At 54.8% G+C, this 20,453-nt stretch carries 27 protein-coding genes; 16 read left to right on the top strand and 11 right to left on the bottom strand.

Translation table 11 applies throughout. The features are described 5' to 3' along the window. The 11 genes from ABJT94_RS06325 (at position 1) to ABJT94_RS06375 (ending at position 8,411) form a co-directional block, all read left to right on the top strand. Positions 1-873: an urease accessory protein UreD gene (locus tag ABJT94_RS06325; protein WP_348474843.1), complete on the top strand. Its 873-nt coding sequence runs from the start codon at positions 1-3 to the stop codon at positions 871-873. 186 nt (positions 874-1,059) lie between these two features. After that, complete coding sequence (locus ABJT94_RS06330) at positions 1,060-1,362, top strand: urease subunit gamma (protein WP_348474844.1); 303 nt, start codon at positions 1,060-1,062, stop codon at positions 1,360-1,362. A gap of 38 nt (positions 1,363-1,400) precedes the next feature. Continuing rightward, positions 1,401-1,724 (top strand): urease subunit beta, encoded by a 324-nt coding sequence (locus tag ABJT94_RS06335; protein WP_348474908.1) that lies wholly within the window; start codon positions 1,401-1,403, stop codon positions 1,722-1,724. Continuing rightward, the gene (gene ureC, locus ABJT94_RS06340) at positions 1,721-3,427 is read left to right on the top strand and encodes an urease subunit alpha (RefSeq protein WP_348474845.1); all 1,707 of its coding nucleotides are present in this window, start codon (positions 1,721-1,723) and stop codon (positions 3,425-3,427) included. Before ABJT94_RS06335 ends, ureC begins: the two co-directional genes overlap by 4 nt. A gap of 74 nt (positions 3,428-3,501) precedes the next feature. Then, complete coding sequence (gene ureE / locus ABJT94_RS06345; RefSeq protein ID WP_348474846.1) at positions 3,502-4,032, top strand: urease accessory protein UreE; 531 nt, start codon at positions 3,502-3,504, stop codon at positions 4,030-4,032. Continuing rightward, entirely contained in the window at positions 4,016-4,690 is a 675-nt protein-coding gene (locus ABJT94_RS06350; RefSeq protein WP_348474847.1) for an urease accessory UreF family protein, read from the top strand. The genes ureE and ABJT94_RS06350 overlap by 17 nt, the downstream gene beginning before the upstream one ends. A 14-nt stretch (positions 4,691-4,704) precedes the next feature. Next, positions 4,705-5,376 carry an urease accessory protein UreG gene (ureG, locus tag ABJT94_RS06355; RefSeq protein ID WP_348474848.1) on the top strand — a complete coding sequence of 224 codons (672 nt, stop codon included), beginning with the start codon at positions 4,705-4,707 and terminating at the stop codon, positions 5,374-5,376. 34 nt (positions 5,377-5,410) lie between these two features. Continuing rightward, positions 5,411-6,007, top strand: a complete 597-nt coding sequence (locus ABJT94_RS06360; RefSeq protein ID WP_348474849.1) for a HupE/UreJ family protein — start codon at positions 5,411-5,413, stop codon at positions 6,005-6,007. Positions 6,008-6,176: 169 nt separating this feature from the next. Further along, positions 6,177-6,401 carry a hypothetical protein gene (locus ABJT94_RS06365; protein ID WP_348474850.1) on the top strand — a complete coding sequence of 75 codons (225 nt, stop codon included), beginning with the start codon at positions 6,177-6,179 and terminating at the stop codon, positions 6,399-6,401. A 244-nt stretch (positions 6,402-6,645) separates the two neighbouring features. Next, positions 6,646-6,933 carry a TIGR03643 family protein gene (locus tag ABJT94_RS06370; RefSeq protein WP_348474851.1) on the top strand — a complete coding sequence of 96 codons (288 nt, stop codon included), beginning with the start codon at positions 6,646-6,648 and terminating at the stop codon, positions 6,931-6,933. Then, positions 6,930-8,411, top strand: coding sequence for a deoxyribodipyrimidine photo-lyase (locus tag ABJT94_RS06375; protein ID WP_348474852.1), 1,482 nt, complete (start codon positions 6,930-6,932; stop codon positions 8,409-8,411). The genes ABJT94_RS06370 and ABJT94_RS06375 overlap by 4 nt, the downstream gene beginning before the upstream one ends. A 3-nt stretch (positions 8,412-8,414) precedes the next feature. On the opposite strand, the gene ABJT94_RS06380 is transcribed toward ABJT94_RS06375, so the two are convergent. The 5 genes from ABJT94_RS06380 to ABJT94_RS06400 form a co-directional block, all read right to left on the bottom strand. Then, positions 8,415-9,452 (bottom strand): DUF2235 domain-containing protein, encoded by a 1,038-nt coding sequence (locus tag ABJT94_RS06380; protein ID WP_348474853.1) that lies wholly within the window; start codon positions 9,450-9,452, stop codon positions 8,415-8,417. Positions 9,453-9,785: 333 nt separating this feature from the next. Further along, positions 9,786-10,235, bottom strand: a complete 450-nt coding sequence (locus tag ABJT94_RS06385; RefSeq protein WP_348493906.1) for a GFA family protein — start codon at positions 10,233-10,235, stop codon at positions 9,786-9,788. 101 nt (positions 10,236-10,336) lie between these two features. Next, a complete protein-coding gene (locus ABJT94_RS06390; protein WP_348474855.1) occupies positions 10,337-10,741 on the bottom strand; it encodes a GFA family protein in 405 nt (134 codons plus the stop codon). Between the two features lie 110 nt (positions 10,742-10,851). After that, positions 10,852-11,229, bottom strand: coding sequence for a DUF2237 domain-containing protein (locus ABJT94_RS06395; protein ID WP_348474856.1), 378 nt, complete (start codon positions 11,227-11,229; stop codon positions 10,852-10,854). A gap of 289 nt (positions 11,230-11,518) precedes the next feature. Then, the gene (locus ABJT94_RS06400; protein ID WP_348474857.1) at positions 11,519-12,277 is read right to left on the bottom strand and encodes an SDR family oxidoreductase; all 759 of its coding nucleotides are present in this window, start codon (positions 12,275-12,277) and stop codon (positions 11,519-11,521) included. Positions 12,278-12,391: 114 nt separating this feature from the next. On the opposite strand from ABJT94_RS06400, the gene ABJT94_RS06405 reads away from it, so the two are divergent. Beyond that, entirely contained in the window at positions 12,392-13,279 is an 888-nt protein-coding gene (locus ABJT94_RS06405) for a LysR family transcriptional regulator (RefSeq protein ID WP_348474858.1), read from the top strand. A 100-nt stretch (positions 13,280-13,379) separates the two neighbouring features. Here ABJT94_RS06405 and ABJT94_RS06410 read toward each other — a convergent pair whose 3' ends face one another. The 4 genes from ABJT94_RS06410 to ABJT94_RS06425 all read right to left on the bottom strand — a co-directional run bounded on the left by ABJT94_RS06410 (position 13,380) and on the right by ABJT94_RS06425 (position 16,812). Next, on the bottom strand, positions 13,380-13,856 hold the full coding sequence (locus ABJT94_RS06410) for a hypothetical protein (RefSeq protein ID WP_348474859.1): 477 nt from the start codon (positions 13,854-13,856) through the stop codon (positions 13,380-13,382). A gap of 77 nt (positions 13,857-13,933) precedes the next feature. After that, positions 13,934-14,452, bottom strand: a complete 519-nt coding sequence (locus ABJT94_RS06415; protein WP_348474860.1) for a hypothetical protein — start codon at positions 14,450-14,452, stop codon at positions 13,934-13,936. A gap of 90 nt (positions 14,453-14,542) precedes the next feature. Continuing rightward, positions 14,543-14,866: a hypothetical protein gene (locus ABJT94_RS06420; RefSeq protein WP_348474861.1), complete on the bottom strand. Its 324-nt coding sequence runs from the start codon at positions 14,864-14,866 to the stop codon at positions 14,543-14,545. Positions 14,867-15,489: 623 nt separating this feature from the next. Further along, the gene (locus ABJT94_RS06425; RefSeq protein ID WP_348474862.1) at positions 15,490-16,812 is read right to left on the bottom strand and encodes an FAD-binding oxidoreductase; all 1,323 of its coding nucleotides are present in this window, start codon (positions 16,810-16,812) and stop codon (positions 15,490-15,492) included. A 452-nt stretch (positions 16,813-17,264) separates the two neighbouring features. On the opposite strand from ABJT94_RS06425, the gene ABJT94_RS06430 reads away from it, so the two are divergent. From ABJT94_RS06430 to ABJT94_RS06445, 4 genes are all read left to right on the top strand, one after another. Next, positions 17,265-17,813, top strand: coding sequence for a cupin domain-containing protein (locus ABJT94_RS06430; protein WP_127556981.1), 549 nt, complete (start codon positions 17,265-17,267; stop codon positions 17,811-17,813). A gap of 123 nt (positions 17,814-17,936) precedes the next feature. After that, positions 17,937-18,464 carry a tetratricopeptide repeat protein gene (locus ABJT94_RS06435; RefSeq protein WP_348485134.1) on the top strand — a complete coding sequence of 176 codons (528 nt, stop codon included), beginning with the start codon at positions 17,937-17,939 and terminating at the stop codon, positions 18,462-18,464. Between the two features lie 126 nt (positions 18,465-18,590). Further along, on the top strand, positions 18,591-18,827 hold the full coding sequence (locus ABJT94_RS06440; RefSeq protein WP_348474863.1) for a DUF2789 family protein: 237 nt from the start codon (positions 18,591-18,593) through the stop codon (positions 18,825-18,827). A gap of 21 nt (positions 18,828-18,848) precedes the next feature. Next, positions 18,849-19,106 carry a GNAT family N-acetyltransferase gene (locus tag ABJT94_RS06445; RefSeq protein ID WP_348474864.1) on the top strand — a complete coding sequence of 86 codons (258 nt, stop codon included), beginning with the start codon at positions 18,849-18,851 and terminating at the stop codon, positions 19,104-19,106. On the opposite strand, the gene ABJT94_RS06450 is transcribed toward ABJT94_RS06445, so the two are convergent. After that, positions 19,103-19,942, bottom strand: a complete 840-nt coding sequence (locus ABJT94_RS06450) for a class III extradiol dioxygenase family protein (protein ID WP_348474865.1) — start codon at positions 19,940-19,942, stop codon at positions 19,103-19,105. The two genes, ABJT94_RS06445 and ABJT94_RS06450, sit on opposite strands and share 4 nt — an antisense overlap. 2 nt (positions 19,943-19,944) lie before the next feature. Beyond that, a complete protein-coding gene (locus ABJT94_RS06455; RefSeq protein ID WP_348474866.1) occupies positions 19,945-20,289 on the bottom strand; it encodes a protocatechuate 4,5-dioxygenase subunit alpha in 345 nt (114 codons plus the stop codon). Positions 20,290-20,453: the final 164 nt, after the last annotated feature.

Below are 20,453 nucleotides of genomic sequence, written 5' to 3' on the forward strand. Positions count from 1 at the left end.
ATGAACAGTCGGGCACCGTTACCACCAACGATACAAGCCTCCGAATGGGCCGCCTGGTTAAACCTGGGTTTTACCCACGGCCCTCGAGGCACGCAATTATCGCGCTGCAACCACCAGGGCCCACTCTATGTGCAGAAACCTTTCTACCCGGAAGGGTCGGACTGCGCCCATGCGTATTTATTACACCCGCCTGGCGGCCTGGTTTCCGGCGATCACTTACAGATTGCTGTCAACGTTGACCAAAACGCCCACGCCCTGCTAACTACGCCCGGCGCAGGCCGTGCATACCGGGCACGTCCCGACAGAACACTGCAACACCAACACATATCACTCAATGCCCATGAAAACGCAACACTTGAATGGCTGCCCCAGGAAACCCTGCTCTACCCCGATGCCCGCGCTCGCCTGGATACCGACATTCACCTGAACGACGGTGCCCGGTTCATCGGATGGGACATTACCTGCCTGGGGCTACCGGCCAGCAAAAAACCGTTTCAGTCGGGAGAATTAAGCCAACGCTTGCAGGTCATTGAAAACGGCCGGGTCGCTCTGCGCGAACACCTGCACCTTACCAACGCCAACCGAAAAGCACTCAACGGCCGCCTCGGTTTTCGCGACCACAGCGTCAACGCCATCATGATTGCCGGACCATTCAACGAGCCGCTGGCACCCGAAGCAATAAAACAACTGCAACACCTATGTTCTGAGTTTTCAGGCCTGGCAGGTGTAACACAGGTCGACCGATACATTGTTATTCGAGCCCTGGCCAATCGTGCAGAGCCGGTTAAAAAACTGTTCACCCAGTGCTGGGCGCCAGTGCGGCAAGCGATATGCAATCGTTCCGTTTGCGAACCGAGAATCTGGGCAACTTAACGATAAGGCTATTGAATTAAGGCAACCAAGCAAGTGACGGTGGCTCGGGGTGCCCGGGCGGGGATATCCGAGACATGGATGTCGAGGCTAAGCCTACACGGAAGTATTCACGGCGGCCCCGCCCGGGCATCCCGAGTTACCGGTACGAACCAACGCCACAGAACAAATAGCAACCAGGAGACAAAGATGGAATTACTGCCGAGAGAGAAAGACAAGCTGCTGGTTTTTACCGCTGCACTGTTGGCCGAGCGCCGACTCAACCGTGGCGTCAAACTGAATTATCCCGAGGCGGTTGCCTATCTCAGCATGAATATTCTGGAAGGCGCCCGGGATGGAAAAACCGTGGCGCAACTGATGGGTGAGGGGAAGACCTGGCTAAACGCCGACCAGGTGATGGACGGCATTGCTGATCTGATTACCGAAGTACAGGTCGAAGCTACCTTTCCGGATGGGACCAAACTGGTCACTGTTCATAACCCGATTATTTAGTTGACCGCAAAGCGCAACGTACACAGGAGCTCCTAATGATGATACCAGGGGAAATTCAGGTCGGCGAAGGGTCCATTACCCTCAATACCGGGCGCGCCACCTTACAGCTGACCGTAGAGAACACCGGTGACCGGCCGGTGCAGGTTGGGTCTCACTATCACTTCGCTGAAACCAACGCCGCCCTCTCATTCGACCGTATAGCCGCGCGCGGCTTTCGCCTCAACATCGCCGCTGGCACGGCCGTACGCTTTGAACCCGGGCAAAGTCGCACTGTCGAACTAGTCGCCTACGCCGGGCTCCGGAACGTTTACGGTTTCCGGGGTGATGTCATGGGCGCATTGGATCAGGGAGCCCAACAATGACTACAATGGATCGCACCACGTACGCCCAGATGTTCGGACCGACCACCGGCGACCGCATTCGCCTCGGCGATACCGACCTCTGGATCGAAGTCGAGTCTGACAGTGCCACCTATGGCGACGAAGTTAAATTCGGTGGTGGTAAAGTCATTCGCGACGGCATGGGACAAAGCCAGGTCAGTTGCGATGTCGCGATGGACCTGGTGATCACCAACGCCGTGGTGCTCGACCACTGGGGCATCGTTAAAACCGACGTTGGCATCAAGAACGGCCGCATCGCCATACTCGGCAAAGCCGGCAACCCGGATATTCAAGACAACGTCGATATCATCATCGGACCCGGTACCGAAATCATTGCCGGTGAAGGCTCAATACTGACGGCCGGTGGCATCGACGCGCACATTCATTTTATTTGCCCGCAACAAATCGAAGAAGCACTGATGTCTGGCGTCACTACCATGCTCGGTGGCGGCACTGGCCCAGCGACCGGCACCAACGCCACCACGTGCACGCCGGGCCCCTGGTACATCGGTAAAATGCTGCAAGCCACCGACGCCATGCCCATGAACCTGGGCTTTATGGGTAAAGGTAACGCGAGCCAGCCCGTGGCGCTTGAAGAACAGTTACTCGCCGGCGCGTGCGGATTAAAACTGCACGAAGACTGGGGTACCACACCAGCGGCCATCGACACCTGTCTGAGCGTCGCTGACCGCTACGACGTTCAGATCGCGATTCACACCGACACCCTGAACGAAAGCGGCTTTGTCGACGATACCATCAACGCCTTCAAAGGCCGGGTCATACATACCTACCACACCGAAGGCGCAGGCGGTGGACACGCACCCGACATCATCAAAGCCTGTGCGTATTCCAACGTATTGCCTTCATCGACCAACCCAACCCGGCCTTACACCGTCAACACGGTCGATGAGCACCTCGACATGCTGATGGTCTGCCATCACCTCGATTCGAAAATACCCGAAGACGTGGCCTTCGCTGACTCGCGGATTCGCAAGGAGACCATCGCGGCCGAAGATTTGTTTCACGACCTGGGTGCCTTCAGCATGATCGCTTCGGATTCGCAGGCCATGGGCCGGGTAGGCGAAGTGATTACACGCACCTGGCAAACCGCCAACAAGATGAAAAAGCAACGCGGCCTACTCGCCGAAGACCTTGACCGGGGTACCGACAATTTTCGCGCCCGACGCTACATTGCCAAATACACCATCAACCCGGCTATTACCCATGGTATCGCACACGAAGTGGGTTCCATCGAAGCCGGTAAACTGGCCGATCTGGTGTTATGGAAACCAGCCTTCTTTGGCATCAAACCGTCATTAATCATCAAAGGCGGCATGATTGCAGCAGCCCCAATGGGCGACCCCAATGCATCCATCCCAACGCCGCAACCCATGCACTACCGCCCCATGTTCGGCAGCTTCGGCCAGGCACCCGCTCAGTTGAGCGTCACCTTCACCAGCCAGGCGGCACTGGATGCCAACATCGGCGAACAACTCGGCTTGCAGCGCACGCTGGTCGCTTGCAAGAACACCCGAACCATCACCAAAGCCGACATGATTCTAAATGACTGGCAACCGGACATCACCGTCGACCCGCAAACCTATGAGGTGCGAGCCGACGGCAAACTCCTGACCTGCGAGCCAGCAGCAGAGCTGCCACTGGCACAACGCTACTGTTTGTTTTAATGGCCCAGTGTCGGGCTTGCCTTGTGGCGATGGCCCGCGGCGGATACCACAATTGGATTTAAGAGGAATACACCATGCTAATCATTCACCAAAGGCTGGGCACAATTTCACCGGTTTCAATAGACGCCCGCCTAACCCTGACTCACGACCAGCGTGAAAAAGGCCGACTGCGCGCAGTCAGTGATGCCGGCGAGGAAGTTCAGGTATTTCTCGAGCGAGGCAAAGCGTTACAGGTCGGTGAGTTTCTGAAGAGCGACTGTGGTAAACACATTCAGGTTGCGGGTGCCATTGAGCCCATATCCGAAGCCCATTGCCACGATTGGCAAACCTTTGCCCGTGCCTGTTACCACCTGGGTAACCGGCACGTAAAAATCGAAGTGGGTGATCGCTGGTTGCGTATTAAACCGGATCATGTGCTTGAAGCCATGCTGATTCAGCAGGGGCTAACCGTTGTCTCTGACAATGCCGTCTTCAACCCGGAATCTGGCGCTTATGCACCGGGCACTTCTCATGGGCACGCGCACAACCATTCACACAGCTCTTCACACAACCATGATGCTGGACATTCTCACAGTCACATCAAAGGCCATGCCCATGCTGACTGATATCCATCAGCTGCGTTTGTTACAACTGAGCAGTGTCAGTTTGCCCGTTGGAGGCTTTGCCTTTTCACAGGGCCTGGAAAGCAGTATTGACCTCGGCTGGGTGCGCACCAAGTTCGATACCTTCGAGGCGCTAAGCCTGCAATTGATTGAAGGCCTGGGCCGTCTCGATCTGCCGCTGCTGCAGCGAGCCATGCACAGTTTCGGCCATACCGATGTAAAGGCGCTCACCCAGTGGAACGACCTGGCTTTGGCTTGTCGTGAAACGCAGGAATTGCGACTCACTGATACCGCCATGGGTAAAGCCCTGGCTCGGTTACTGCGCAGCCTCGGCATCGAACTGCCCTTCTCACCCGCCGAACCGCTGAGCTTTGTCACTGGCTATGCCATGGCCGCTTCGCACTGGGGCATTGCGTTTCACACGGCAGCTTTGGGCTTTAGTTGGGCCTGGCTGGAAAACCAGATTGCCGCTGCAACCAAACTGGTGCCACTCGGCCAAACCGATGCCCAGCGTTTACTGGGTGAATTGCAGCCACTGATACCTGAGGCCATCGCCCTGGCCACCACCTTGGAAGACGATGACATCGGCGCGTGTCTTCCTGCGCTCGCCATCGCCAGTTGTTATCACGAAACCCAATACAGCCGCTTGTTCCGATCCTGAGGGGAGAACCAACCATGATCAATCACACTCAAACCACAACAACACAACCCAAACAAACCTTGCGCATCGGTGTCGGCGGGCCGGTTGGCTCCGGTAAAACGGCTTTGCTGCGTTCGCTGTGTTCCGCCATGCGCGAGCACTATGACATCGCGGTGGTCACTAACGACATCTACACCCAGGAGGACGCGAAATTCCTGACCCAGCACCAGGCGCTCAGTGCCGATCGCATCATCGGTGTTGAAACCGGCGGCTGCCCCCACACCGCCATTCGCGAAGACGCCTCGATGAACCTGGCCGCCATCGATGAACTGACCGCACGACACGGCGACCTGGACCTGGTGTTTGTGGAGAGCGGCGGCGACAACCTGAGTGCCACCTTCAGCCCGGAACTCTCAGATCTGACGATCTATGTCATTGACGTCTCGGCGGGTGACAAGATACCGCGCAAGGGTGGGCCGGGCATTACCAAATCTGATTTGCTGATCATCAATAAAACCGATCTTGCCCCGCTGGTCGGCGCTGACCTCGCTGTGATGGACCGCGATGCCAAAACCATGCGCGGCGACCGTCCTTTTGTATTCAGCAATCTTAAAGCAGCCCAGGGTCTCGATGACATCATCGCCTTTATCGTGCGGGAAGGCATGCTTGAAGCGAAAACACTGCCACCCGCCAAGGCCGTTGTTTAAGGCCAAACCTCACGCTTAACCCAGGAGATTCATCATGCCCCCACTCAATAAATCCATCGCTACAGCCAGCGTTTTGGCAACCACGTTACTGCCCGGGCTGGCCCTGGCCCATGAAGGCCATACCCATGCCTCAGGCTTTACCGCCGGCCTCGCCCACCCAATTGGCGGGCTCGATCACCTTTTAGCCATGGTGGCCGTCGGGTTCTGGGCAGCGCACCTGGGCGGCAACGCTCGCTGGCAGTTACCTCTGGTGTTTGTGGTAGCCATGGTCCTGGGCGGCACCCTGGCCATGACCGGGTTGGTCGCACCGTTGCTGACGCTGTCGACGGAGCCGATGATAATGGCCTCGTCTGTTGTTATTGGCCTGGTGCTGGCCGTAAACGGCAAATTGAATGCAACCGCTGCGGCAATGCTCTGCGCTGGCTTCGCCGTGTTCCATGGCCTGGCGCATGGCAACGAAATGCCGTTAGGCAGCTCGGCCATGGCCTATGCCTTTGGCTTTGTACTGGCAACGGGTGCCTTGCATGGCGTTGGCATTCTTTCAGGCCTGGCGGCCCGGGTTTTGCCCGGCTTGCATCGTTGGGCGGGTGGGTTTATTGCACTTTCCGGGCTAGCGCTGAGTGTAACGTAACCGCTTGCTGACCAGACGAACGGGACGTAGATGAATTTAGCTCACTTATGGCTCAAATATTGATCGTTTGTGATGTATCCGGGCTCACCCTATTGTGGTCGCAACAGGACGGGGATGCAGACGGCATTCCCAAACCCCTGACGTGTTAAGCCACAGAGGAGAAACTCAAATGTTTATCGACCCGGCTATTTTGACCAATTCAACCCACCACTCTGAACTGCTGGAGGGTGACCGCAGGCTCAACGTCTACGACGCAGATGTGGCCTACCATATCCGTAACGCCGAACGCATGCGTTCCGAAGCGTTTCGCGCCGCCAGTCAGCGCTTTGGTCAGTGGGTACGAAGCAGCGCACAAAAAGTTTTCCACGCGCCATCTTACGTGCGCCATGCCTGAGCTGTTCTTGCTCGGACATCCAACCTTTAATGACCGACCGTCAGGCTGACCGAACCCCATTCGTCATCAGCCTGACTCTGTTTTAGTACTCGACAACAAATCCAACTACGTCACGCCTCAGGTTGCTCACCCTAAGCACGCTTCTCTCACGGCCCTCTGATTCTGATCCGAGCAAGATGCCATTGCGTATAGGTGGCATGTTTAAACCCGCTTTTACCACGCCCCTTGCACAGAGCACAACGCCATGAGCCAGCGCCGGTCTATACTCTGGAGTCGCTTTCAACAATGGCCTGTCGATGAACAGTCACGCCTGATCGAAATGGCCTGGGAAGACAGAACGCCCTTCGATGCCATCGAGACACAGTTCGGCCTGTCTGAAGCCGATGTTATTCGACTGATGCAACGGCTGCTCAAACCAACCAGTTTCCGCAACTGGCGCGCTCGTGTGAGCCAGCGTGCCACCAAGCACATTGCCCTGCGCAATGGCCAGGTGTTACGCAGCCACTGCCCTACCCAATACAAGCACCGATGACACTGAGCAACTCCAGCAGCGAACCGGGTAACGGCATCAGCGTTGTGTGGTTCAAGCGTGACCTGCGTTTGCACGACCACACGCCGCTGCAACAGGCCATCGAATCCGGATACCCGGTTCTGTTGATCTACATTGCCGAGCCAGACTTACTGACCGACCCGCATTACGATGCGCGGCACTGGCGCTTCATCCGCCAGTCTATTCAGGACATGAACCGGCGCCTGAAACCCTATGGTAACCGGGTAGTAAAGCGCAGTGGCGATACCTTGAAGATACTGGCTCAACTGCACAAAGACCATCACATCATCAGCCTGCACAGCCACGAGGAAACTGGCCTTGCCCTTACCTTTGAGCGGGACAAGGCCGTCGCCAACTGGTGTAGAGACCACGGCATAAACTGGCAGGAAACACCCAACGGTGCCGTTCAGCGTGGCCTCACTCACCGCCACCACTGGGACAAGCACTGGCAATCCATCATGCAAGCTGAACCGGTTAATCCGGACCTGGCGCGACTCGTTCCGGTGAACGGCGTAGCGGATGACTGGCCATGGCCGGCCGACTGGCCACAACAAGCAGACCAGTTTCAGACCGGTGGGGAAACCGCAGCCTGGCATACGCTGCAGTCGTTCTTTGAGGCGCGCGGCCAGAACTACGCGAGACACATCTCCAAGCCTCTTCTGAGCCGCGATAGCTGCTCCCGTCTGTCACCCTATCTTGCCTGGGGAAACCTGAGCATTCGACAGGTTTATCAGCGATTACAGGAAGACTGGCATCGCCCGGGGTGGCATCGTGCATTACAGGGGTTCTCCTCCCGTTTGCATTGGCAGGGCCATTTCATTCAGAAGTTCGAGAGCGAATCACGAATGGAATTTGAACCGGTAAACCGGGGCTATAACACCATTGAATATCGGCAAGGGCCTAAAGCCGAGGCGGATCTGATCGCCTGGCAAACCGGTAACACAGGCTACCCCCTTGTGGATGCCTGCATGCGTGCAGTCATCGCCACCGGCTATTTGAATTTCAGAATGCGCGCCATGCTGGTCAGCTTTTTAACGCACCATCTCTGGCTAGACTGGCGATGGGGGGTGCACCATCTGGCCAAACAGTTTCTGGACTTCGAGCCGGGCATTCACTACGCCCAGTTTCAAATGCAGGCGGGCCATACTGGCACCAATACGGTACGGATCTACAACCCGGTCAAGCAATCTCAGGAGCACGATCCAGACGGTCAGTTCATTCGCCAGTGGGTGCCAGAGTTATCTGATCTGTCTGACCCTGATCTTCACACGCCCTGGGACTTGCCCCCTCTGGAGGCTGTCATGATCGGTTTTCAGCTGGGGCGCGATTATCCGGAGCCTATCGTCGATATCACCCTCACTGGCCGTCATGCTCGAGACCGTTTATGGCAACAGCGCAACGCACCGGGCGTGCAGGCCGAACAGCAACGCATTCTGGCCACGCATGTCAGGCCGGACTAGAGGTTAATCGCCGACATCCAGATTGTCCCACCCGACTTGTTCGACGAGCGCCGTCAACTGCTTTGGCCGATACTGTGAATCAGCCAAATAGCGGGCCTTAACACTCGGGTGAATTCGAATGGGCCTGTCCTTTGGCTGCAGCTCCCGGTGCAGAGGCCGCTTTAAGCGGTATACGTGTTTTCGGGTTTTGTGCAGCCTTGCCCGCACACCGTCGGTGAGGCCACTCTCCAAATGTGACTCCACACTCAGCCCAGCCGCTTTGGCTTCTTTTATCATCCAACTCAACGGCACGTCGGAAGCCAATAACCCGGTGCCTTTGTCAGGTGGGTAAGAGCCGCCGACATCTGAATGCACGCCCGCAAACCAGACTTGTTTCAAATCCACACCGGGCCTGGGAAGCCAAACGGTTGGCTCAAAATCTTCCCGCTGCTCGTCGATGGCAATAGCATGGCGGGCAATGGCCACGTTAGCCCCCATTTTGGTATCGTAAAATTCGTCGTGACTGTCTAGCAGCCCCATTAAACTGAAGGGAATACCCAGGGATCCAACCGTATCCCAGACGCCAACAAAATGGACGTTGCGCGTTGAGTGTGCATGGCGCTGCCGAAACGCAACGGCGTTTGCACCGCTCGGGCTGTTCCTGGCCACAGGGCTTTTGTAAATCTTCCAGGCTTCGGCGATTAACGGGGCATCCACTCGTTTCAGAATGCCGCAGTTATTGATCAGCCCACTCAGTGCGCGCACCGTATAAGCGCCGCGACTGAATCCGAACAGATAGATACGATCACCGGGATGATAGTTCTGAACAATGTACCGATAGCCATCGACAATGTTTTTGTGAATACCACGACCGGTGGCTCCGGCGGACAATTTGCTGTGATAAGACCCCAGCCCCCAGTCATAGAAGACATGCTGGCGCTGGCCACCCTGTTCGGGAGTAATGGCTCGGGCAAGCCTTAACACATTGCTGGGGTGATCTTCTTCGAGGTCTTCCTCGGGACGGTTCCAGGTTCCGTCCGCGCATACGATGATATTCGCCATGGCGTTGCCTCCTTGTAATAATGATCAGTCAATAGGGTAGAGCCGCGTACAGCCATCATCGCCAATGCTCTGGTTGCCGAGTATAGCCGAAATGGCTTTTACAACCGTTTCGATCGGAATCTTCATAGGGTTACTCCCAGGGTAATGTCCGCCAGTAGGCACATTACAGTAGAACGAAGGACAACAGATTCGACACCAGAATAGAGTATTGTCCGTCAGTCGGGAAAGAGCTGACCACTCAATGGGCTCACTAGGCTTGGGTGGCCTTAAACCCGGCTATGAGTTAAGCCGCCCTGGCACGCTCGCCAGCAACACCTGGGATGTGATGAATGCTTAGGTTGGCGCCCCCTCGAACGTTGGTACTTCACCTAAATGCCCCTCCCAGGCCGCCTTGCTGGATAAAAAGATGTGAGCTGTTGGCACCACGCTGGTTTCAGTGTCCAAACACCCTGCTGGGACGACGAGCAAACCGGCAATCTGAGTACCCGGCAATGCTGAACCACACACCTTACAGAAGCTCTTTCTATGACGAGTGCCAGGAAGCGTAAAGGAAGTCACCGCCTCTGCACCCGACTGCCAGGTCAATACAGCTGACTGTGAGAACAGGTTTGCCGCATGAGCCGTTCCTGTATCTTTTTGGCAGTGCTGACAATGACACTGGTAAAAGCTGTCAAAATCGCCCTTTACTGCAAACCTTACCGTGCCACAAAGGCAGGAACCGACAAAATCAGCAATAGCAACCTTTTCTTCAGCCAATCTATAGACAGTTGGTAAAATACACATAACGCCCGGCTTTTAAGCCTAGGATTGCGAGTCACCCATGCATTTTCGTCTGTGTGACCGGAGGGAATTCTTTCTCCGACAAGACGGACTAGTTGCTTTCTCTATCTTGATGGTTCAAAACCGTCATATTCGGGTAATTCTGCATTCAGGTTATCCCAGTTTGCTTTTGAAGACACAAAATTATGGGAAACCGGCCTTTCTGTTATATCCGAATCCAGAATACCCAGGCGGATTCTTAGCCTGCTTGGGTCATCTGCGTTTGAACTGTAGATAGGGGATGCGCACACTTTGCAGAAGTGTCTATTTTTACCCGGCTTAAACGAGTAAGCACCAAGATTATTTTCCGGGTCGATGACGCGAAACTCACTGGTATTGATAAAGCCATTTGTCGCATAAGCGGTTCCACTGTTTTTTCTACACAGCGAACAATGACAATGAATAATGTCTTCAATAGCTCCATTGAGTTCGACTTTTATGGCACCGCATAGGCAAGACCCATGATACATAGCTACGTCCTTTTAGATTAACTCCGAATTGAAATGTGACTAACACCTAATACACGAGTACCGATTTTTTGGCGTTTGAGTACCTAGGGAGCCTCTGAACCGGGCTTGGGTTAATTCAAATCCGCCGCGTACTTCTTCAGCAGGTCCATTGGAATAATGTCCAGTGCTTTAATATGGGTACTCTTCAGGTTGAGCCTCGGTGCCGCATTGCCCTCAACCGCTTCCAACCAGCGTGCCGCACAGACACACCAGCTGTCGCCCGGCTTTAACCCGTTGAAACCAAACTCTGGCCGGGGCGTTGACAGGTCATTCCCCTTGGACTTCGAATAGTCCAGGAACGACTTCGACGCTTCAATGCAGACGGTATGGGAACCGACATCCTGTTCGCAGGTATTGCAATGACCGTCCCGGTAAAACCCGGTGACAGGATCCTGACCGCAAATTTCCAGTTTTTCACCGAATACGTTGACTGGATCGTCCATTTCCATAGATTAAACACCCCCTGGTTTGTGATTAGCAGAACGCTACGAGGTCATCATAGGTTCAGACACCAATATAGCATTCGACCGAATAGGACCTAAGGCTAACAAATTTTTGCCGGTTGAGCGCGTGTTTGCCCGTAATGGGTTTCAGCGGTTAGATTTGCTCGCCAAGGCCTGATGAAGGGCTCAATCAGAGAGGAACAAGCGTCTCCTGAAATCGAAGCAGCTAACATTCAGCAGGCTGCCGAAGTTCCAGGAATTTCAGCAGCCTGCCAAGGGGTAGTCTCCGGGTGAATTACAGGAACATCCCGCCTGACGCTTCAATCCGTTGTGCGGTAACCCAGCGGTTTTCGTCCTGCAGGAGGTAGGCTACGACCGGCCCGATGTCTTCCGGCACGCCTACCCGCCCCAAGGCCGTCTGGCTGGCCAGAAACTGATTGAGTTCCTGGTTATCTCGCACAGCCCCGCCTCCGAAGTCCGTTTCAATCGCACCCGGTGCGAGTGTGTTTACGCGTATCCCCCTCTCGCCCAGCTCTTTTGCCAAATAGTGCGTGAGTACCTCAATGCCACCCTTCATGGTGGCATAAGCGGCGTACCCGGGTATGGCAAAACGAGTCAGACCGCTGGAGACATTCAGTATGGCACCGCCATCTTCCAATAGAGGCACCAGTTGCTGAGTGAGGAAGAAAGGGGCCTTCAGATGAATGTTCATCAGTTGGTCGAACTCGTCCTCTGTAGTTTCCTCGAACGTTTTGTGCACACCGACCCCGGCATTATTGACCAGGTAGTTGAAGCGGCAGCGCTGCCACTGTTGGTCCAATGTCTGTTGCAGTTGAGTAGCGAAGGCTTCAAATCCGGAACCCTTTGCCACATCCAGCTGCAACGCAGCGGCCTGTTGACCCAGGTCATTTACCGCCTGGACCAGCGCCGCGGCCTCCGCTTCACGTTCCCGATAGGTGAACACAACATCCACCCCCTTTCGAGCCAGGTTAAGTACCATGCTGCGGCCCAGGCCGCGGCTACCACCGGTGATCAAAGCGATTGGTGTCATCATTGTTCATGCTCCTCATTGAGTGATTGGGCATGAATCAGTTTATTGACCGAAAAATATTAATAAATAGCCTCTATTTGATTACACTGTCTGTATATCACGAACAATAGGTGAGAAATGGACCGATTGGAGCGTATGGAGGTGTTTGCCCGAGTGGCTGAGTTGGCCAGCTTTACCCAAGCGGCTGACAGCCTGGGGCTACCCAAGGCCAGTGTTTCAGAGGCCGTCAAGCAACTGGAAAGCTGGCTGGGCACACGTTTATTCAACCGCACCACCCGCCGAGTGCACCTGACCCCCGATGGCGAAGTCTTCTATGAGCGCTGCCGCGATCTGTTGGCCGATGTAGAAGACGCGACCACCCTATTCCGTCGCGCCGAGACAGTGCTGACCGGTCGCGTTCGCGTTGATATGCCGACCGGGACCGCCTGCCGGTTGGTGTTGCCACATTTGTCAGACTTTAAACAGCGCTACCCGGGCATCGACGTGGAATTAAGCACAACCGATTACCGGGTGGACCTGGTTCGGGACGGGTTTGACTGCGTGCTGCGGGTTGGGCCTTTGAGTAACTCCAACCTTATTGCCAGGCCATTGGGGCGCTTGCCAGTGGCGAGCTGCGCGAGCCCGGCTTATTTAGCTCAATATCGTACGCCTGAATCGCTGGACGATTTAGCCGAGCATAAACTGATTCACTATACCCAAACCCTGGGAAGTGGAGAGCCGGGCTGGGAGTATTGGGATGGCAGGGAATCACGGAATATTCCCATGGAGGCCGCCTTGACCGTGAACGGTACCGAAGCGTACCTCCATGCCTGCTTGTCTGGCTTGGGGATCATCCAGGTGCCTAAACTCGGAATTCAGGACTACCTTGAACGGGGGGAGCTGGTGGAAATCATGCCGGGTTACCCGGCCGAGCCCATGACCATGTCATTGTTGTACCCGCACCGCCGGGCAATGGCCCGGAGAGTGCGGGTGTTTATGGATTGGTTGGCTGAGTTGATGGCTTAAATAACAAGACGCATGACCGTTTTCATAGATTAAAACTATTACTAACCACTTCTTAATAGCCACTTAAAGTGGATGTCTCAACAATTATCACAGCGAATTGTTATAGCCTGACATTGGCTTCAGCCCATGCATCAAAAATTTCCTTTTGAACAATTTCTAGACCAAGCTTTGCCGCATTCCTCAGCGCGCGACGAATCATCCAGTACGCTTCATCACAGTCGTTCATTTGAAATTCCAAATCATCCTTTTCATCATGATGTTTTAGCCGATTACGACCGCTATTCCATTCTCTGAAAATTGCCGCTTTAGACTTCTGGTCGATGACAGGATCAAGGTCCAGAACTTTCCGAAAGGTTTTAAGAAGATAGTAAGACGCTTCGTGTGCCGGCTCTTCTCCTTGGCTAATCAGAATACCCGCCAGAACTGCGTCTGCCGCCCCCGCCAAGGTAAGGCTGCAGATAAAATCCTGCTGTAGAAATAAGTCTATGGCGCGGTTAAGCTGGGTTTTTGCCACAGCAGGCTTGCTGAACGTTCCAGCCTCCTTGAACCCGATACTCCTCAGGTGTGATTCACTCATAGCTATAACGCCCAAAGGAGCGGCGCGCTTTAGCACTTCCAGCCCGCTGGGCGATGCTGCCTTTGCTTGTTATGTTTTTAGTGCCCATGCTTGTGCATCAGCCTTTTACATAGGTTATCTAGCTGCTCTCTGCTTTTTCTAATATGAGCCTTCGAGTCCTCATAAGCCATTTGGCCCTCGCCCTCAGGAAGCGACTTTCCTTTATGCGCAATTTCCAAGATTGGCATACGCCATATGTAGAAGTCATCTGGAGAGAACTCTACTGCTTTAAAATACAGGCCACAGATCATTTGCATCTTGGTTATGGAGTCATTCAGTTTGTTCACTGACTCGCTAGGGTACTCGTAGTACTTTCCTGGGCGATCAATATCCTGTTGAGCGAGAGCGTCCATCAATTCCCTGCATGCAGAGACATATTCATTAGATGCTGAAAACAATTCTTCAATTTTTTCGATTAGCAATTCACGCTTGGAACGCTTTGACATAAACCATTGATTAAGTAATACGACAAAAATCGCTACTACCGCTGATATCAGTATTGCAACCAGTCTGGCCTGATCGGATTTATCTGAAAAGACCTCAACAATCCAGTTCAACTGGAACTTCTCCTATAAATATAACGTTGAGCACAGCGGCGGCCTGTCAGGGACGTCCGGCGGCCATCGGCCGCGAACTGCTGCGACTGGTTATGCTTGTAGTTCATTAAGGCGCTTTTTCACCGATTCAATATCAACATACCGGCTCATAATGCCCAGGCTAGCGGTACTTTGTGAGAATAGCCCCACAGCCATGAATGCTCCACCAGCAATGGCTGCCCCAAAAAGTAAAAAGCCGACCTGCACAAAGTGGTAGTTGTATGAAACTACGACAAAAGCAGTACTGGCGACCAAGACTCCAAGCCAGACCATTCTGCAAAATCCACATGACTTAGTGGCACCCTGTGATTCGTGAATTTCAACTATCCATTTAAGCGTGGCTATTTCATGCTCTACAGACTTTTCATCGGGCACTGAATTCTCCTGAGGCATAACAGTTTCTTCATATCAAATAATGCACAAGATCCAAGCCCATCAAAACCCTCGGACCACAAACCTATCCCTTGTATACCCCACCCCAGAGCCATAAACCTACTTTCCAACTCTTTCCATCAAACAAATAATTACCCGTAAAAACTAGCAAATCTAATGGCCAACCAGGATACATAATCATATTTGTTACATATCCACGGTGATATCCCTGATTCGTCGCACAATCTTTTACTCCATTCATCCTTGTCGCACCATCTTTCATAAAATCACTAGCAATTGGATGGAGCGCAAACAGACGAATCGATCAGAAGGTGCATAAGCTTCATTCCGCAGGCTATCCTCGGTTTCAATCGGAATAGGTTGAGGGAGTAAAGTTCCCGCTAAAACCCTTTAAACTAGCTACCACCCGGCCGGTTACAGGGCACACCAAGGCAAAATAAGTTGTGTTTTCACCATGTCACTCCGTGTCCGGGTTGGCAAGTTTTTTTTGGTGGGGTTGGTTGGGGTTTGGGTACTGGGGTAGGTTTGCTTCCTGTCGCCCGGGTGGCTGGCCCCCTACGGGGTAAGGGGGCTATCGCGGAAAGCGATGACTGTTCTATCTTTCGTCAAATCACATCCCGTAATCGATGGTACAGCATGCCCAGTGCGAGGATGGGTGAGCGGAATTTTGGGCCGCCGGGGAAGGTGATGTGCTTTACCTTTTCGAAGATATCCAGTCGTTTGCTTTCCTGGTGAATGCTCTCGGCAATCAGTCGGCCGGCCAGGTGGGTGACGTTGAGGCCGTGGCCGGAATAGGCCTGGGCGTAGTAGACATTGGGTTGCAGTCGGCCCACCTGCGGGAAGCGGTTGGCGCCGATGCCGATCATGCCGCCCCACTGGTAGTCGATGCGCAGATCTTTGAGGTAGGGGAATACTTTATCCATGTGGGGTTTCAGTGCTGCTTCTATAGAGGCCGGGTCGCGGCCCGAGTAGTTACACAGGCCACCGAACAGCAGGCGGCGGTCGGCGCTTAGGCGGTAGTAGTCGAGCGCGACGTTCAAATCGCAGACTGCCATATCCTGCGGCAGCACCTGTTTGGCCTGAGCTTCGGTGAGGGGCTCGGTGGCCATTACGTAGCTTCCCGCCGGCAGTACCTTCCCGGCCAGAGTGTCGTTCAGGCCCGCCACATAGGCGTTGCCGCACAGCACCAGTCGCTCGGCGCGGACTTCGCCCTGCTCGGTTGTTACACGCACCTGCGTTCCGTATTGCACCCCGGTAACCAGGCTGTTCTCAAAAATACGCACACCCAGTCCCGCGGCTGCAGCGGCTTCGCCGGTGATCAGGTTCAGCGGGTGCAAGTGACCGGCGCCATAGTCGACAAGGCCACCAATGTAGCGGTCGGACCCAACCACTTCGTGCATGCGGTCTTTGCCGATGCGTTCAATTTTATGGGCGTAACCGGTGGCTTTCAGCTCCTCATAATCGGCGTCCAGGTCTTTGAGATGCCGTGGGCGCAGAGCCAAATCGCAATAGCCCCACTTCAGATCGCACTGAATGTTAAACCGGGCGACTCGCTGACGAATGATGTCGACCGATTCATAGCCCATTTGGGTAACGGCGTCGATGCCCTCCTGCCCTAGCGCCTTGCGAAACGGTTCGAGCCCATGGCCAACACCGCGAATCAATTGCCCACCGTTGCGGCCACTGGCGCCCCAGCCAATGCGTCTTCCTTCCAGTAACACCACCTTGTAGCCCCGGTCAGCCAGTTCCAACGCGGTATTAACCCCACTAAACCCGCCACCAACAACGCAGACATCGGCCTCGACGGACTCGGTGAGCGTCGGATAACGAACCTGAGCGTCTGGGTTCGCCGTGGCGGCGTAGTAGGACGCCGGGTGATCATCGGTGTGGGTTTGGGGGTTCAGGTAGGTACTGCGAGTGGCGTGCATAAAGGGATGGCCGTCAATTATAATCGTCGAATGTTCGGTATTTTTGACACACTTCGAGCGTTTTTACAACTCCCGTTTCAAAGCTGGCAACTTACCGAGTGCCAGGGGCCGGGTAGGCCTATCCGGGGTAGTCCGCAACATGAACTAAAACGCCAGGAGCGTTTTAGCATGAGCGAAGCGAGCCCGACGGGTGAATCCCATGGAAGGGATTCATATCATGCGGTCTAGGCCCCATGGACGGGTTTACGCCGCCCCCGTATAGGCCTACCCGGTGCCTGACACGGACCAGTGCCTCCAAGCCAACCCAAACGCCAAAACGTGAGTTTTAAATAGGCATACCGCACGGTTGCCAGTATTTGCTACACTCTGTAAAAAATAATGAATGCCCGGCGTCAGGTGTCTTATCATGCCGCTTTCGATTGAATAATGCTCGTTACCGGAGGAAGCAACCCTTGGATGTGGGTGAACGACTCAAAGTTATACGCAAACAGAAAGGCCTGTCGCAGCGCGAGCTGGCCAAGCGCGCCGGTGTTACCAACAGCACCATTTCGATGATCGAAAAGAACAGTGTTAGCCCCAGTGTCGGCTCGCTGAAGAAAGTGCTGCAAGGCATTCCGATGTCACTGGTCGAGTTCTTTGCCGAAGAGGCGGAGGCCGATGCCAGCCAACCAGTGGTGTACAGCCCGGATGAATTCATGGATCTGTCGGTCAACGATGTCAGCATGAAGCTGGTGGGCAAGGCCTATGGCCGCCGCGCCCTGGCCTTTATGATCGAAACCTACGAACCCGGTTCCGATACCGGAGCCGACCTCTACGTGCATGAAGGCGAAGAAGCGGGCCTGGTCATCAGCGGCCGCTTTGAGTTGACCGTGGGCACCGAGGTGTACGAGCTGAAAACTGGCGATGCCTATTATTTCGACTCGACCCGGCCGCACCGCTTTCGAAACCCGTTTGATGAACCCTGCCAGATCGTTTCGGCGACTACACCCGCCAATTTCTAAATCACCCAAACCTCCACCGCCGTTTTTAATGGTCTATTCTGGTTCGTGTAGCGAATAACTCGCTACACCCGGATGGAGGTACCTGTGATGCACTGCGTCCGACACACCCACTGGACCTGGCTGATGGCCGCGATATTGTGGCTCACAACCGGCGTAAATGCCGACCAGAATGACGAACGACTCGACCCCCTTTTCGATGAACTGCAATCCTCACCCGGGGTTAACGTCTCCTCGGTGATTGAACAGCAAATCTGGGTGCTGTGGAGCCGGGGGCCAACAGATGAAGCAACCCGGCAGTTGCGCCGGGGCGTTCGCGCCATGCAGCGCGGTGAATTTGATGATGCCCTCGGGATGTTCGACCAGCTGATTGACGAAGAACCCGAGTTCGCCGAAGCCTGGAACAAACGGGCCACCCTGCACTACCTGCGCGGCGACATCAGTCAGTCGATGGCCGATATTGAACAGACACTGACGCTTGAACCCCGACATTTTGGTGCCCTGGCCGGGCTAGGGTCGATTTTCGCGCGTCTGCAGCAACCGGCCGCAGCGATACGGGCCTACGAACAGGTGCTGGATATCTACCCACAATCTACCCAAAGCCAGCGCAACCTCGAGCGTTTGCGCCAGGAGATAGAGGGACGGGCCATCTGAGCCGCTGTTCATCCAGATTGACGGTTTTACGGGGGCTGGGCATCCGTTTGGCGCCCGGCAATGGTAGTGTCATATGAAACAGCTATGCTTAGTGCTCACGCTAACTGCACGTGGGGGGTACATCGTATGCTGACACCCTTACCGGATATGACCACGCTATTCGACCAACTGGGGCTCGACAGCAGCCAGGACGCCATAGAAGCCTTCTTCCGGCACCATCATCTCGGGCAGGATGAAGATGTTTCCGAGGCGGACTTTCTAAGCTTCGAACAACGTCTGACGCTGACCCGGATGCGCGATGACGACGCCGAATGGGCTGAGCTGGTCGATACCATGGAATCCCTGCTGCACAAGAATTCGTAACCCGTTTTGCAGGAGCTCGCTATGCCTGATGTTCAGCATCAGCCCGAACACCACCGTTTTGTAATCGAGATGGACGGTGAAACGTCGTCACTGACGTATCACCACCCCCAGGGCTCTAGCCAGGTCGATTTCGACCATACGTTCGTGCCACCCGCACTGCGTCACCATGGCCTGGCGCGTCAACTGGTCGATACCGGGCTTGCCTGGGCCAGGGAGCAGGGCTACGACATTCACGCCTCCTGCAGCTATGTGGATGCGGTGATAAAGCGCGGTGGTTAAGACGGCTCAAGCAACATCAGCCCGGCTCCGGTGTTGGAGACCGGAATGTGATAGTTCTGGTGCAACAACTTGACGTCACCTTCCAGCGCACCCCGCATCGCCAGCCACATGGCCAGCTCAACGCCCTGGGCACCGGCCGTTTCGGTCAGATCGGCGTTGGTATAACCCAGCAACGCCTCCGGGCTCGTCACCAGCTTGTCCATGCAGTACAGGTCAAACTCCCTGTTGATGAAGCCGGCGCGGGCACCATCTAGCTGGTGTGACAGTCCACCGGTACCCAGAACAACCACCTTCTCATCGCTGTCCCACGACTGAATCGCCCGCCCGATCGACTGACCCAGCTTGTAAGACCGGGACGGCTTGGGCATGGGGTGCCGTTCGCAGTTAATGGCAACGGGAATCACCTTGATCTTGCGGTATTCCTCGTTCGGCCACAGCAGCGTCATGGGCACGGTGAGTCCATGGTCAACCCGCAATTCCTGGCAGACGGTGACATCGAATTCGTCTTCTATCAGGTTGTTGATGATGTGCCAGGCAAGCTCGGTTTCACCGGTGATGGGGGCTATGGGTTGAATGCCCCAGCCTTCGTCGGCATTGGTATATTCCGGTGCCGCTCCAATGGCAAAGGTCGGCTTCTTGTCGAGAAAGAACGACAAACCATGATCGTTGTAAAACACCACAGCGATATCCGGTTGCTGCTCGTTCAGCCAGTTCCGAACCGGCGGATAGGCATCGAAAAAGTCTTTCCAGTAAGGCGTTTGTTCCAGCCCCTGGTCCATGGCTTTGCCAATGGCCGGGATGTGTGATGTGCCGACGGCACCGATGATCTTAGCCATAGTCAGTCTCCCGCCCGTACCAGCTTTTCTTTGAATGCTTCTGTGCTCATCCCCGTTTGCAAACCACCGACGTCCTGAACCGACAAGCCCAGCAAGCCCGCGAATTTCGCCAGATAATAAATACTGCCGCCGAGTTCCAGCAGGCGCAGAATATCGCGTTTGAGAATGGCTGCTTTCTGTTCGTTGGTCAGCCCAAACCGATCACAATAAGCGGCTTCGTCCGCTTTAAAGGCTTCACGGGAACTGGCCTCATTGAAGGAGTAACACATCTTGTTCAGGTTATAGCCCTGAGTGGCTTTGGGACCATCAAAGGTGACGGTATCCAGCGGGTTCCTGGCGGCATTCATGGGGGTATCCTCTGGCTGCCTGACGTTGTTGGCCAAAGGTAGCGCTTACCGGGCTCAAAAAATTGATCCTGATCAATAACTGGGCGGTGTTAAACTCAGACAGTACGTTCGCATTATTGCAACGACCATGGGCATTACCAGTAATCGTTCCACCCTCTGAATCC

This window comes from Saccharospirillum sp. (genome assembly GCF_039982735.1).
Classification (GTDB): Bacteria; Pseudomonadota; Gammaproteobacteria; order Pseudomonadales; family Natronospirillaceae; genus Saccharospirillum.